A 13,013-nucleotide genomic window follows, 5' to 3' on the forward strand; every position below is an offset into this window, starting at 1 on the left:
GGGCGGCGTGCTTACGCGCTCTCCTTGGTGACCCGCTCCACCGCGTCGTCGACGTCGTCGGTGACGTGGAAGAGCTCCAGATCGGCCGGGGACGCCTTGCCCTCGGCGACGAGGGTCTGGCGGACCCAGGAGACCAGGCCGCCCCAGTAGTCGCTGCCGAACAGCACGATCGGGAAGCGGGTGACCTTCTTGGTCTGCACGAGGGTGAGCGCCTCGAAGAGCTCGTCCAGGGTGCCGAAGCCGCCGGGCAGCACCACGAAGCCGCGGGCGTACTTGACGAACATCGTCTTGCGGACGAAGAAGTAGCGGAAGTTGACGCCGATGTCGACGTAGGGGTTGAGCCCCTGCTCGAAGGGCAGCTCGATGCCGAGGCCGACGGAGACCCCGCCGGCCTCCAGGGCGCCCTTGTTGGCCGCTTCCATGGCGCCGGGGCCGCCGCCGGTGATCACCGCGAACCCGGCTTCCGCGAGCGCGCGGCCGATCCGGACCCCGGCGTCGTACTCGCGGGAGTCGACCGGGGTGCGGGCGGAGCCGAACACACTGACCGCGGAGCCGAGTTCGGCGAGCGCGCCGAAGCCCTCCACGAACTCGGACTGGATGCGCAGCACCCGCCACGGGTCGCTGTGCACCCAGTCGGTGGCGCCGCGGCTGTCCAGCAGCCGCTGGTCGGTGGTGCCGGAGAGCACCTGTCCACGTCGGCGGATCACCGGACCGGTGTGCCGCTCCGGCCAGCCCCGGCCCTCCGGGCGGCCCTCGGCGGCGGCGTTCGCCGCGGCCGCGGCCTCCTGCTTGTCACCCGCGTTCCCCTTCGCGTCGTCGGGGTCGGTTGCGTCTGTTGTCATACCCGCAGCGTACGCATCACGGTGCCGTCGACGGCGCCAGCGGGACCGCCCTCGGGGCTTCCAGCCGCCCGCTGAGCCAGGTCAGCGCGTCGGGGAACATCCGGCCCCAGGTCTTCCAGTTGTGGCCGCCGGCCGGCAGCCGGAGCGTGCTGACGGTGCCGGGCGGCCGGACGGCGGCGGCGATCTCGTCGGCGAACCGCGGCGGGCTCTCCCGGTCCTGGAGGCTGGACTCCACCAGCAGGTGGGCGGCCGGGCGGCCGTGCCGGGCCAGCCACAGCGGGGAGCGCACCCCGTGGCCGGGGTCGTCGGGGGCGAGCGCGGCCGCGGCGGCGAACCGGCCCGGGTAGTCCAGGCCGAGCCGCGCCGCGCAGTAGCCGCCGGTGGATATGCCCATCACCGCCCACCCGGCCGGCCCGGGCAGGGTACGGAAGTTGGCGGCCACGGTGCGCGGCACGTCGTCGGTGAGCCAGGTGGCGACCTTGCTGCGGCCCGGTACGTCGGCGCAGCCGGTGTCGACCCGGTCCGGGGTGATGGTCGGCAGCACCAGGATCGCGGGGTCGGCCCGGCCCGCCGCGATCTCGCCGGCCGTGATCCGGCCGATCCGCATCCCGCGCAGGAAGCTGTGCGGGGTGCCGGGTATGCCGTGCAGCACCTCGATCACCGGGAAGCGGGTGTGGGCGTACCCCTTCGCGGTGTACTGCGGCGGCAGCCAGACGATCACCTCGCCCTTGGTGCCGGCGTGCCAGCCGCGCACGGTCGCGCGCCGGAATCCGGCGGAGTACGAGCGGAACGCGGCGTGGTAGTCGGGCACGGCGGGCGCCGCGGCCGGGTGGGCGGCGGAGGCGGTGGTGGCCCCGCCGCCGCTGTTGGCGTCGCCGAGCAGGTCGGCCCAGGAGGCGTAGAAGCCGTACTGGTTGTTGACCAGGACCATCATCACGCAGATCGCGGTGGCCTGGCAGAGCAGGATCATGCCCACCCGGGTCGCGGCGCGCACCGCGCGGGGGCCGCGCACCCGCGACCACAGCAGCAGTGCCGCCGCCATCGCACCGACCGCCGCCACCAGCAGCAGCACGGCGAACCACGTGCTGGTCAGCCCCATGACCGGGCCCTCCCCCTCGACTCCGCCCGGATCGGGCGTATCCGATCGCACCATGGCGGATGGGAGGATGCGTACCCACCCCGGTTCGGTTGCTCCGGGGCGGGGACTATGCGGTGAGCCACTCCCGGAGCTTGCGCTCGGCTTCCTGGACGGCGGCGACGCGGACGTTCTCCTCGCGGGTGTGCGCCAGGGTCGGGTCGCCCGGGCCGTAGTTCACCGCGGGCACGCCCAGCGCGGAGAACCGCGCCACGTCCGTCCACGCCTCCTTCGCCGCGGGCGGGGTGCCGATCGCCGCGACGAACGCGGCCGCGGCCGGCTGCGACAGGCCGGGCAGCGCGCCCGGGGCGCTGTCGGTGAGCACCACGTCGAAGCCGTCGAAGACCTCCCGCACCCGCGCCAGGGCCTCGGCCTCGCTCTGGTCCGGGGAGAAGCGGTAGTTGACGGTGACCGCGCAGGTGTCCGGGATGACGTTCCCGGCGTGGCCGCCCTCGATCAGCACCGCGTTCAGGCCCTCGGGGTAGACCAGGCCGTCGATCTCCACCCGGCGCGGCTCGTAGGCCGCCAGCCGGGACAGGATCGGGGCGGCCTTGTGGATGGCGTTCTCGCCCAGCCAGCTGCGGGCGGAGTGCGCGCGGCGCCCGGTGGTCTGCACCCGTACCCGCAAGGTGCCCTGGCAGCCGCCGTCCACCCGGCCATCGGTCGGCTCCATCAGCACCGCGAAGTCGCCCGCCAGCCAGTCCGGGTGGTGCTCGGCCAGCCGCTTCAGGCCGTTGAACTCCGCGGCGATCTCCTCCGCGTCGTAGAACACGAACGTCAGGTCGCGGTTGGGGGTCGGCAGTCCCGCGGCCAGCTTCAGCTGCACCGCCACGCCCGCCTTCATGTCCGAGGTGCCGCAGCCCCACAGCAGGCCGTCCGCGTCCAGCCGCGACGGCAGGTTGTCCGCGACCGGCACGGTGTCCAAGTGGCCGGCCAGCACCACCCGTTCGGCCCGGCCCAGCGCGGTCCTGGCCACCACCGCGTTGCCGTCCCGGTCCACCCGCAGGTGCGGCAGGGCGCCGAGCGCCGCCTCCACCAGGTCGGCCAGCTCGCCCTCCTGCCGGCTCACCGACTCCACGTCGACCAGTTGCGCCGTCAACCCGGCGACGTCCTGCTCAAGATCAAGCCCAGTTCCCATTCCGCCACCCTAGGTGGTGCCGCACGCGACGGACGGTGGCGAGGGGGGCGGAACGGGGGCTCGGTTTGGGTATGGTTCGCTCGTGCCCGAGTCGCCGTCCCCAGCGAACGAGAAGAAGAGGCGCGGCTGCGGCCTGCGCGTCACCGCCGGCCTCGTTGTGCTGCTCGCCCTCGGCGGCTACATCGCGTACCGCCTGGAGAACAACAACGCCCCGGCCGCCGCCGGCTGCACCGTCAAGACCGACGGCAACGACCTGGAGCTGGACACCGACCAGGCGGCCAACGCGGCGACGATCGCCGCGGTCGCGATGTCCCGCGACCTGCCCGAGCGCGCGGTGACGATAGCGCTTGCCACGGCGATGCAGGAGTCCCAGCTGCGCAACCTCGACAGCGGTGACCGCGACTCCCTGGGCCTGTTCCAGCAGCGCCCCTCCCAGGGCTGGGGCACCGCCAAGGAGATCCAGGACCCGGTGTACGCCGCGGGCGCGTTCTTCGACAGCCTGGTCAAGATCCAGGGATACACCAAGCTCCCCGTGACCGTCGCCGCCCAGCGGGTCCAGCGCAGCGGCTACCCCGAGGCGTACGCCCAGCACGAGTCCGAGGCTACCTCCCTGTCCGCCGCGCTGACCGGGCAGGAGGGCGGGTCGCTGAGCTGCACCACCGGGGCGGACACCGCCTATAGCGCCGGCGGCCGGCTGGGCGACACCGCGGCGGTCGCCGCGCGGCTGAAGCGGGAGTTCGGCAGCCGGGCGAAGTCGAGCGACGACAGCGCGCCGCGCACCGTCGCCGTCACCTCCGGCACCAGCCGGGCCCGCAGCTGGCAGCTCGCCCAGTGGGCGGTCGCCCACGCCCACGACCTCAAGGTCGAGCAGGTCACCCTCGGCGACTCCCGCTGGCAGGCCGCCAAGTCCGACAAGGGCTGGCAGCAGACGAAAACGGCCGACGCCAAGGATGCGGACCCTGTGGTCCGCATCACCGTGGCTCGCTGACCCTCCCAGCTGCCCCGTCCGCGGAGTTGCGGGACCTTGCGGTCCGCGGTGGCTGGTCGCGCAGTTCCCCGCGCCCCTGGATTCGCTCGGGTCCCCCGGGGCAAGCCCGGTGCGGGCCGCAGTTGCTCAGGGGCGCGGGGAACTGCGCGACCAGCCCTCCACCGGCGGGTGGTCCCGGAACCGGCAGAACCACCCACCCCGGAGGGTCAGCCCAGCCTGGAAACCGCCGCGGCGACCCGCTCGTCCGTCGCGGTGAAGGCGACGCGGACGAAGTTCTGGCCGGCCGGGCCGTAGAACTCGCCGGGGGCGACGAGGACACCGTGCTTGGCGAGATCGGCGACGGTCTGCCAGCAGTCCTCGTCGCGGGTGGCCCACAGGTAGAGGCTGGCCTCGCTGTGCTCGATCCGGAACCCGGCGCCTTCGAGGGCCCCGCGCAGCGCCGCCCGGCGCTGCGCGTACAGCTTCTTCTGGGCGACCGCGTGCTCGCGGTCGCCCAGCGCCGCGGCCATCGCGGCCTGCACCGGCTGCGGCACGATCATCCCGGCGTGCTTGCGCACCCCGAGGAGTTCGGCGACGACCGCGGGGTCACCGGTGAGGAAGGCCCCGCGGTACCCGGCGAAGTTGGACCGCTTCGACAGCGAGTGCACGGCGAGCAGCCCGTCGTGGCTGTCCCCGCAGACGTCGGGGTGGAGCACGGAGACCGGCTCGGCGCCCTCCCAGCCGAGTTCGATGTAGCACTCGTCGGAGACGACGAGGACGCCGTGCTCGCGGGCCCACGCCACGATCCGGCGCAGTTCGGCGGCCGGCAGCACGCGCCCGGTCGGGTTGGAGGGGCTGTTCAGCCAGAGCAGCCGGGTGCGGGCCGGGTCGAGGTCGGCGGCGGGGTCGTCGTAGCGGGCCGCCCCGGCGCGGGCGATGAGCGCGCCGATCTCGTAGGTCGGGTAGGCCAGCGACGGGTAGCCGACCTGGTCGCTCTCGCGCAGGTCGAGCAGGGTGGGCAGCCAGCCGACGAGTTCCTTGGAGCCGATGAGCGGCAGGATGTGCGCCGGGTCCGCCCCGCTGACGCCGTGCCACTCCCGCAGGTAGCGCGCCGCGGCCTCGCGCAGCGCGGCGGTGCCGTAGGTGAGCGGGTAGCCGGGGCTGTCCGCGGCGGCGGTCAGGGCCTGCCGGACCACCTCGGGGACGGGGTCCACCGGGGTGCCCACGGACAGGTCGACCACGCCGTCGGGGTGCGCGGCCGCCGTGGCCTTGTACGGCTCCAGACGGTCCCAGGGGAAGACCGGAAGGCGGGCGGAGATGCTCAACGTGCTCACTCTCGCAGACGGTTCGTACGGTGGTGCAGCACGCCGGGCCCCGTAGCCGCGGCGGTGTGCGCGGCTACGGGGCCCGGCGGTGGTCAGCCCCGGGTGGTGGTCACCGGGTCACTGGTTCTGCGGCGGCAGTTCCGCGACGAAGGGGTGGTCGCGCTCGATCAGGCCGAGCTTCGAGGCGCCGCCCGGCGAGCCCAGCTCGTCGAAGAACTCCACGTTGGCCTTGTAGTAGTCCTTCCACTCCTCCGGGGTGTCGTCCTCGTAGAAGATCGCCTCGACCGGGCAAACCGGCTCACACGCGCCGCAGTCGACACACTCGTCCGGATGGATGTACAAGGACCGGCTGCCCTCGTAGATGCAGTCGACCGGGCACTCTTCGATGCACGCCTTGTCCTTGACGTCGACACAAGGCTGCGCGATGACGTAGGTCACGCTGTCGTTCCTCCTCGGTAGGGCTCATCTCGCGCGGGAGCGCGGCGTCGTCGATGCCCGCACCTAGTATCTCCGTTCCTGGGCACGTTCCGAACAGGAGGGGCACGCATGCCAGGGGATTTCTCGTCCGGGGTTCGGCTCGAAATCCGGATCACCCCCGCTGACGTGGGAAAACGCGTCTCGGTCCGGCAGGTGGTCCAGGTCACCGACGGGCATCCTACGTTCACCGATACGGTCGGTGTTCTCGCATCCTGGGATACGGGAGTGGTCTGCGTCACTCGGCGGACCGGGGAAACGGTGCGGATCGAGGAGGAGGCACTCGTGGCGGGGAAGGTGGTGCCGCCCGCTCCCGCGCGGCGCGGCGGCGGGACCGGCGTGCCGGCGGTGACCGACGAGGAGATCGAGGCGGTGGCGTCGCGGGCCTGGCCGGCCCTGGAGACCGCGCCGCTGGGCGGGTGGACGCTGCGGGCGGCGGGCGGGTTCACCCGGCGGGCGAACTCCGTGCTGGTGACGGGCGACCCGGGCGTGCCGCTGCCGCGGGCGCTGGCGGCCGTGACCGGCTGGTACGCCGAGCGCGGGCTCCCCGCGGTGCTCCAGGTGCCGGACGCCTCGCCGTACGCCGACCGGCTCGCGCGCGCGGGGTGGGTGCGCGAGGCGGACAGCCTGGTGCGCACCGCGCCGCTGGTGCCGCTGACGTCCCTGCCCGAACCGCCGGACGCCCCGGTGGAGTTGTCGCGTGCGCCGGACGCCGCGTGGCTGGCCGCCTACCACCGCACCGGCGCGCTCGCCGAGGCCGCGCTGAAGGTGGTCTCGGGCGGGCCGTCGGTGTGGTTCGCCACCGCGCCCGGCGCGATCGGCCGGGCCGTCGTCGAAGGGCCCTGGGTGCTGTTCGGCGCGGTCGAGGTCGCGCCCGGGCGCCGCCGCAGGGGGCTGGCCACCGCTGTGATGGGCGCGCTGGCCCGCCGGGCGTACGACGAGGGCGCGCGGGCCGCCTACCTCCAGGTCGAGGCGGACAACGAGGCCGCCCGCGCGCTCTACGACCGGCTCGGCTTCACCGACCACCACGGCTACCACTACCGGCGCCCCCCGGCATGACGGCTTCGGTACGCGAACGGTTCGCCGCCGCCGCCCGCGAGGAGCGGCCCGACCTGGCGGAGCTGTGCCTGCTGATCGGGGCGGAGGCGGACCCGGCGCTGGACGGCCCGGTGGCCGACCTCGCGCAGATCGAACTCGACCGGCTCGCCGGGCTGCTGCCGTACGGCGCGGCCACGCCGCTGGAGTGGGCGCAGGCGCTCGGCCGGGTGCTGGGCGCCGGGCACGGCTTCCACGGCACGCCCGCGGACTACGGGCGGCTGTCGTCGTCGCTGCTCCAGGAGGTCCTGCGGCGGCGGCGCGGGCTGCCGATCCTGCTGTCGGTGGTGTGGATGGAGGTGGCGCGGCGCGCGGGGGCGCCGGTCCACGGGGTGGGGCTGCCCGGGCACTTCGTGGTGGCGCTGGGCGATCTGGAGCCGCACGGCGCCCGGTTCGGGGCGGACCCGGCGCCTTATGTGCTGGTCGACCCGTTCGACGGCGGGCGCGTGCTGTCCGGGCCCGACGCCGAACGGCTCGTGTCCGGTGCGGTCGGCGGGGCTGCCGGCGGGGGCGCGGGCGGGCCTGCCGCGGCTCCGGTGCCCGCGGACACCCTGGACATCGTGCGGCGCGTGCTGAACAACATCCGGGCGTGGGCGGCGCCGCGGCCCGAGCGGCTGCCGGTGCAGCTGTGGACCCTGGACCTCACGCTGCTCCTCCCCCGGCACCCGGCCCGCCTGCGCTACGAGCGGGCCCAGGTGCTCGTCCAGATGGGCGACTTCCTCGGCGGGGCCGCCGAGATGGAGGAGTACGCCGAGGTCATCGGCGCGTTCGACGCCGAGACGGCGGCCGCCATCCGTACCCAGGCACGTGCCGCGCGGGCCCGGCTCAACTGACTCTGCCCGGTGGTGCGTCGAGCCGGCTCCGGGCCCGGGGGGGCGTCAGAGCCAGCCCTTCTCGCCCGCGATGCGGGCGGCTTCGGCGCGGTTGCGGGCACCGGTCTTCTGGATGGCGGTGGACAGGTAGTTGCGGACCGTCCCCTCCGACAGGCGCAGGCGGCGGGCGATCTCGGCGTTGAGCGCGCCGTCGGCCGCCGCGTTGAGGACCTCGCGTTCGCGGGCGGTCAGCGGGTCCGCCCCCTCCGCGAGGGCCGCCGCGGCCAGCGAGGGGTCGATGACCCGCTCGCCTGCGAGTACCCGCCGTACCGCGTCGGCCAGTTGCGCCGCGGGCGCGTCCTTGACGAGGAACGCCCGCGCGCCCGACTCCATCGCGCGCCGCAGGTAGCCGGGCCGGCCGAAGGTCGTCACGATGACGACCTTCACCTCGGGCGCGGCCGCGCGGACCTGCGCGGCGGCCTCGATCCCGGTCGCCCCGGGCATCTCGATGTCGAGCAGCGCCACGTCGGGCCGGTGCTCCAGCACCGCGGCCACCACCTCGTCGCCGCGCGCGACCTGCGCGACGACCTCGATGTCCGCCTCCAGCCCGAGGAGCGTGGCCAGGGCCTCCCTGACCATCGACTGGTCGTCGGCCAGCAGCACTCGGATGTTCCCCGTCACCCCGGCACCTTAGCGGCTCCGCCCGGCGGGGCACCGGTGTCACCCGCTGATGCGCATCAGGTCGATGTGGTCGCCGGTGACGGTGAAGGTGAAGTCGGACGGGCCGTTGAAGCCGTTGCCGCCGACCCGGGTGGAGACGGTGGTGGTGGTCTCGTCCTGGTGGGTGCCGGTGACGCGCAGGGAGACCTGCTTGCCGATGAACTCGGCGTCGCTCCACTCCCGGATGGCGTCGTGGCCGCGGAAGACCCGGCCCCAGTCGTCCACCGCCCCGTCCGGGGCGAAGGCGGCAAGGAAGTCCTCGGTGTTCCCCGCGTCCGCCGCTTCCAGGGCTGCGGCGACCGGGATCGGCAGGGGCTCGGCGCTGGTCATGCCCGCTCAACGACGGCCCGCGTGGCGGGTCACGCCCCGCGTCGGCCATCAGGGGGGCCGGGCCGGTCAGGCCCCGGCGGCGCGGGGCCGTACGGCAGCGGGATCGTACGCAGCAAGGGCCGTATGACATCTGTCATGCGGAAGTCACGACCCGGCACACTGCCGCCGACCGGCCGCCGCGCGCGACAGTGGGGCCATGACGGCAGCATCGGTGAGTACGAACAGGCAGGCGCGGGGCGCGGGCCCCGGCCCGGGACAGCCCGTGGCGGCTTTCCGGGACGTGGGCAAGAGCTTCGGGGCGGTACGGGCGGTGTCCGACCTGAGCCTGGAACTGCACCCCGGGCAGACGGTGGCGCTGCTCGGGCCGAACGGCGCGGGCAAGTCCACGGCGCTCGACCTGCTCCTGGGCCTGAAGAACCCCGACCGCGGCGAGGTGCGGGTCTTCGGCACCGGCCCGGCCCAGGCGATCGCCAGGGGGCAGGTCGGCGCGATGCTGCAAAGCGGCGGGCTGATGGAGGAGGTCACGGTCCGCGAGCTGGTCACGCTCGCCTGCGACCTGCACCCCAGGGCGTACCCGGTGGACCAGGTGCTGGCCGCCGCCGACCTCACCGGGATCGGCGACCGCAAGGTCAACAAGCTCTCCGGCGGGCAGGAGCAGCGGGTCAGGTTCGCGATGGCCACGGCCGGCGCGAACGACCTGATCGTGCTCGACGAGCCGACCACGGGCATGGACGTGACCGCCCGGCAGGCGTTCTGGGCGACGATGCGCGCCCAGGTCGACCAGGGCCGTACGGTGCTGTTCGCCACGCACTACCTGGAGGAGGCGGACGCGATCGCGGACCGGGTGCTGGTCCTGCACCAGGGCCGGCTGATCGCGGACGGCACCGCGGCCGAGATCAAGGCGCGCGCGGGGGCCCGCCGGATCACCTTCGACCTGGCCGGCGCCGTGGACGAGCAGGCGCTGCGGGCCCTGCCGCACGTGGTGGGCCTGGACGTGACCGGCCCGACGGTGCGCATCCGCTCCGACGACGCGGACGCCACCATGCACGCGGTGTACGGGCTGGGCCTGTACCCGCGCAACCTGGAGGTCGCCGGGCTCGGCCTGGAGCAGGCGTTCCTCGCCCTCACCGACGCCGCGGGGAGCACGGCGGCGAAGTCGGCGGCGCCCACCGCCGGGACCGGCACCACGAGCACCGAGGAGGCGGGGCGGCGATGACGACCCTGATCCGGCTGGAGATCACCCGCACCCTGCGGAACCGCAAGTTCATGTTCTTCTCGGTGCTCTACCCGGCGTTCCTGTTCCTGGCGGTCGCCCTGAGCTACAAGAAGGGCGACACCGTCGGCGGCCAGGGGCTGTCGGCGGTGGCCTACCTGATGGTCTCGATGGCCGCGTTCGGCGCGATGACGGCGGTGCTGATGGGCAACGCCGAGCGGATCGCCCGCGAGCGGGAGAAGGGCTGGGTGCGGCAGCTGCGGCTGACCGCGCTGCCCGGCCGCGGCTACGTCACGGCGAAGGTCGCCTCGGCGGCCACCGTCAGCCTGCCGTCGATCCTGGTGGTGCTGCTGATCGGCGGCCTGGTCAAGGACGTCCGGCTGGACGCCTGGCAGTGGGTGGCGATCGCCTTCAGCACCTGGGCGGGCAGCCTGGTCTTCGCCGCGCTCGGGGTGGCGATCGGCTATCTGGCCACCGCGGACGTGGCCCGGCCGGTCTCCATGCTGTTCTACTTCGGCCTGGCGGTCCTGGGCGGTCTGTGGGTGCCGATCTACAGTTTCCCGCAGTGGTTGCAGAACCTCGCCGGCTACCTCCCGGCGCGACCGTACGTGGCCGTGAGCCAGGCGATCGAGGTGGGCGGCTCCCCGCACCCGCGGGACATCGCCGTCCTCGTGGTCTACCTGCTGCTCTTCGCGGGGGCGGCGGCCTGGCTCTACCGCAAGGACACCCGGAGGGCATGACCGTATGACCGGCGCGTCTCGGCCGCAGTGGCGGCAGGCGGTGGAGGATGCCGACACCAGCCCGATGGGGCGGCGGCCGGAGACCCGCCGGCAGGCGCTGACCAAGCTGATGTGGATCGGCATCTGGCTCGCCTACCTCGGCTCGCCGGTCGGCGACCTGGCCGGCGGCGGCCACCCGCCGGCCGTCACCGCGCTCGCCGCGCTCGGCCTGCTCGCCTTCGTGGTGGCGTACCTGGTGCTGGCGTTCTTCCGCACCAACGAGCCCGCGCCGCCCCAGCCCTGGGTGTACGCCACCCTCGCCGGTCTCGCGGCGCTGGCGCTGGCCCTGTCGCTCGCGCTCGGCACGGACTGGCTGGTGCTGTACGTGTACGTCTGCGTGGCGTGCGGCGCCGCCCTGCCCGACCGGCGGTCGCGGTGGGCGGTGCCGCTGGCGGCCGTGCTGCTGGTGGGCACCGGAGTGGTCGTCGACCGGCAGGCGTCGCTCTACCCGGAACTGCTGCTGCCCGCGCTGCTCGGCGGCTTCTCGATGGTCGGGGTACGGCAGCTGGTGCGCACCATGCGGGAGTTGCGGGCGGCCCGGGACACCGTGGCGCAGCTCGCGGCGACCGAGGAGCGGCTGCGGCTCGCCCGCGACCTGCACGACCTGCTCGGGCACTCGCTGTCCCTGATCACCCTCAAGAGCGAGCTGGCCGGGCGGATGCTGCCGGACCGGCCGCAGGACGCGGCCGCGCAGGTCGCCGACATCGAGTCGGTCAGCCGCCAGGCGCTGGTGGACGTGCGCGAGGCCGTCAGCGGCTACCGGCGTCCGACGCTGGCCACCGAGGTCGTCAGCGCCCGCAGCGCGCTGGTCGCGGCGGGCGTCTCGGCGCGGCTGCACGTCCCCGACCGGGTGCCGGGCCTGGCCCCGGTCGCGGAGGGCGCGCTGGCCTGGGCGCTGCGCGAGGCGGCCACCAACGTCGTACGGCACTCGGGCGCGGCGACCTGCGTGGTGGTGCTGGAGACCGGCGACGGCCTGGCGCGGCTGACCGTCTCCGACGACGGGCGCGGGCCGGACCCCGCGCGCCCGGCGGGCAACGGGCTGACCGGGCTGGGCGAGCGCCTGCTGCTGGCGGGCGGCAGCCTGCGCACGTCCCGCGCGGGGGACGGCGGCTTCACGCTGACCGCCGAGGTGCCGCTCGACCCGGCGCCGGTGGGCGCGAACCGGCCGCCGGGCGGCGGGTAGTAGGGTCCGGGCTGTGCCCGAGAGCCCCGAGACACCCGAGTCGCCCGAGTCGCCCGAGACATCCGCGCCGCCCGCGCCGAGCCGGGCGGTCCCCGACGACCACGACCCCGACCCCGAAGACGGCGCCGCCGCCGGGGAGCGGCCGGACGAGCCCGGCTTCGCCCGCTCCGCTGCCGTCGGGGTGTCCGGCGGGGAGGCCGGCGGCCTCGTCCCGGACTCCGTCCGGCAGATCGCCGCGCGCGCCACGCTGCCCTTCCAGGCCGCCCGCGCGGACCGGAGCTTCGCCACCGCCTTCTGGTACAACGACCTGATCGAGACCGGCGGCGACCACGAGGTCATCCGGCAGTACCTGGTCACGGCCGCGCGCCGCACCCGCTACGAGATCGGGCAGTGGACCCTGCGCGGCGACCTCACCGACCCCGAACAGCCGCTGGACGAGCTGGTGATGGGCGGTTTCGCCAAGCGCTGGACGGTGCTGGGCCGGCTCGGCGTCGCGGTGATGCCCACCGTGGACCTGCATCTGCACGCCGAACGCAAGGGCTGGCGCTGGGACACGCAGGAGGTCACCGACGGGCTCGCCGCACGCGCCGAGGACGTCGAGGCGATCGGCGAGGGGCCGCTGACCGCCTATGTGCTGGGGCACCCGGCCGACGGCAGCGGCGCGTCCGCGCACCCGGACCGGCCGCAGGAGCTGCTGCCGGGCGAGGTGCGCCGCACCGCTCCCGACGCCCCGCTGACCTGGTCGGGCCCGCTGCCCACCGGTTTCGACGGCGCCCCGGTCTTCGCCGCGCTGCCGCTGCCCGACGAGCAGCTGAAGCTGCTGTGCCTGGGGGTCGCGCTGCCGGGCGAGGAGGGGCCGCAGGCGCCCGCGACGGTGGTGACGTTCGCGGAGCTGCGCGCCGAGATCCACGCGCTGGCCCCGCGCCGCAGGCGCCACTGGTGGCAGCGCGGCTGATGGTCCGGGCGGCCGGCGGTCCGTGGGGCCGGCGGCCGGCGGGCG

Annotated in this window: 14 protein-coding genes; 7 read left to right on the forward strand and 7 right to left on the reverse strand. The window is 74.7% G+C overall.

The genetic code is table 11. The annotated features are described in order from the left end of the window. Positions 1–11: 11 nt before the first annotated feature. The 3 genes from WA788_RS15295 to dapE form a co-directional block, all read right to left on the reverse strand. Complete coding sequence (locus WA788_RS15295) at positions 12–842, reverse strand: TIGR00730 family Rossman fold protein (protein WP_335977505.1); 831 nt, start codon at positions 840–842, stop codon at positions 12–14. A 16-nt stretch (positions 843–858) separates the two neighbouring features. Continuing rightward, entirely contained in the window at positions 859–1,941 is a 1,083-nt protein-coding gene (locus WA788_RS15300) for an alpha/beta hydrolase (protein WP_335977508.1), read from the reverse strand. Between the two features lie 106 nt (positions 1,942–2,047). Next, positions 2,048–3,115 (reverse strand): succinyl-diaminopimelate desuccinylase, encoded by a 1,068-nt coding sequence (gene dapE, locus WA788_RS15305; RefSeq protein ID WP_335977511.1) that lies wholly within the window; start codon positions 3,113–3,115, stop codon positions 2,048–2,050. Between the two features lie 82 nt (positions 3,116–3,197). Between dapE and WA788_RS15310 the strand changes: the two genes are divergently transcribed. Next, a complete protein-coding gene (locus WA788_RS15310; protein ID WP_335977514.1) occupies positions 3,198–4,103 on the forward strand; it encodes a hypothetical protein in 906 nt (301 codons plus the stop codon). A gap of 206 nt (positions 4,104–4,309) precedes the next feature. On the opposite strand, the gene dapC is transcribed toward WA788_RS15310, so the two are convergent. Next, entirely contained in the window at positions 4,310–5,416 is a 1,107-nt protein-coding gene (dapC, locus tag WA788_RS15315; protein WP_335977516.1) for a succinyldiaminopimelate transaminase, read from the reverse strand. Positions 5,417–5,524: 108 nt separating this feature from the next. After that, positions 5,525–5,845 (reverse strand): ferredoxin, encoded by a 321-nt coding sequence (gene fdxA, locus WA788_RS15320; RefSeq protein ID WP_040248668.1) that lies wholly within the window; start codon positions 5,843–5,845, stop codon positions 5,525–5,527. Between the two features lie 108 nt (positions 5,846–5,953). Between fdxA and WA788_RS15325 the strand changes: the two genes are divergently transcribed. Beyond that, positions 5,954–6,940, forward strand: coding sequence for a GNAT family N-acetyltransferase (locus WA788_RS15325; RefSeq protein WP_443034037.1), 987 nt, complete (start codon positions 5,954–5,956; stop codon positions 6,938–6,940). Further along, positions 6,937–7,809, forward strand: coding sequence for a transglutaminase-like domain-containing protein (locus WA788_RS15330; RefSeq protein ID WP_335977523.1), 873 nt, complete (start codon positions 6,937–6,939; stop codon positions 7,807–7,809). The genes WA788_RS15325 and WA788_RS15330 overlap by 4 nt, the downstream gene beginning before the upstream one ends. Before the next feature lie 45 nt (positions 7,810–7,854). Here WA788_RS15330 and WA788_RS15335 read toward each other — a convergent pair whose 3' ends face one another. Both WA788_RS15335 and WA788_RS15340 read right to left on the reverse strand, forming a co-directional pair. After that, the gene (locus WA788_RS15335) at positions 7,855–8,469 is read right to left on the reverse strand and encodes a response regulator transcription factor (protein WP_335977525.1); all 615 of its coding nucleotides are present in this window, start codon (positions 8,467–8,469) and stop codon (positions 7,855–7,857) included. 39 nt (positions 8,470–8,508) lie between these two features. Continuing rightward, positions 8,509–8,838, reverse strand: coding sequence for a nuclear transport factor 2 family protein (locus WA788_RS15340; protein WP_335977527.1), 330 nt, complete (start codon positions 8,836–8,838; stop codon positions 8,509–8,511). 196 nt (positions 8,839–9,034) lie between these two features. Here WA788_RS15340 and WA788_RS15345 point away from each other — a divergent pair, with 196 nt between their 5' ends. Genes WA788_RS15345 through WA788_RS15360 form a run of 4 tightly spaced genes read left to right on the forward strand, consistent with a single transcriptional unit; the run spans position 9,035 to position 12,968 of the window. Beyond that, a complete protein-coding gene (locus WA788_RS15345; protein WP_443034038.1) occupies positions 9,035–10,054 on the forward strand; it encodes an ABC transporter ATP-binding protein in 1,020 nt (339 codons plus the stop codon). Then, positions 10,051–10,791, forward strand: a complete 741-nt coding sequence (locus tag WA788_RS15350) for an ABC transporter permease (RefSeq protein ID WP_335977530.1) — start codon at positions 10,051–10,053, stop codon at positions 10,789–10,791. Before WA788_RS15345 ends, WA788_RS15350 begins: the two co-directional genes overlap by 4 nt. 4 nt (positions 10,792–10,795) lie before the next feature. Further along, on the forward strand, positions 10,796–12,013 hold the full coding sequence (locus WA788_RS15355) for a sensor histidine kinase (protein WP_335977531.1): 1,218 nt from the start codon (positions 10,796–10,798) through the stop codon (positions 12,011–12,013). A 13-nt stretch (positions 12,014–12,026) separates the two neighbouring features. Next, a complete protein-coding gene (locus WA788_RS15360) occupies positions 12,027–12,968 on the forward strand; it encodes a hypothetical protein (RefSeq protein ID WP_335977533.1) in 942 nt (313 codons plus the stop codon). The last annotated feature ends 45 nt before the right edge of the window (positions 12,969–13,013 follow it).

This window comes from Streptomyces sp. CA2R106, assembly GCF_037034245.1.
In the GTDB taxonomy this organism is placed as follows: Bacteria; Actinomycetota; Actinomycetes; order Streptomycetales; family Streptomycetaceae; genus Actinacidiphila.

Bases quoted from the DNA above. Each gene is read 5' to 3' on its own strand.
- WA788_RS15295 (WP_335977505.1), bottom strand. From the start codon at position 842: ATGACAACAGACGCAACCGACCCCGACGACGCGAAGGGGAACGCGGGT.
- WA788_RS15300 (WP_335977508.1), bottom strand. From the start codon at position 1,941: ATGGGGCTGACCAGCACGTGGTTCGCCGTGCTGCTGCTGGTGGCGGCG.
- dapE (WP_335977511.1), bottom strand. From the start codon at position 3,115: ATGGGAACTGGGCTTGATCTTGAGCAGGACGTCGCCGGGTTGACGGCG.
- WA788_RS15325 (WP_443034037.1), top strand. From the start codon at position 5,954: ATGCCAGGGGATTTCTCGTCCGGGGTTCGGCTCGAAATCCGGATCACC.
- WA788_RS15330 (WP_335977523.1), top strand. From the start codon at position 6,937: ATGACGGCTTCGGTACGCGAACGGTTCGCCGCCGCCGCCCGCGAGGAG.
- WA788_RS15340 (WP_335977527.1), bottom strand. From the start codon at position 8,838: ATGACCAGCGCCGAGCCCCTGCCGATCCCGGTCGCCGCAGCCCTGGAA.
- WA788_RS15345 (WP_443034038.1), top strand. From the start codon at position 9,035: ATGACGGCAGCATCGGTGAGTACGAACAGGCAGGCGCGGGGCGCGGGC.
- WA788_RS15350 (WP_335977530.1), top strand. From the start codon at position 10,051: ATGACGACCCTGATCCGGCTGGAGATCACCCGCACCCTGCGGAACCGC.
- WA788_RS15355 (WP_335977531.1), top strand. From the start codon at position 10,796: ATGACCGGCGCGTCTCGGCCGCAGTGGCGGCAGGCGGTGGAGGATGCC.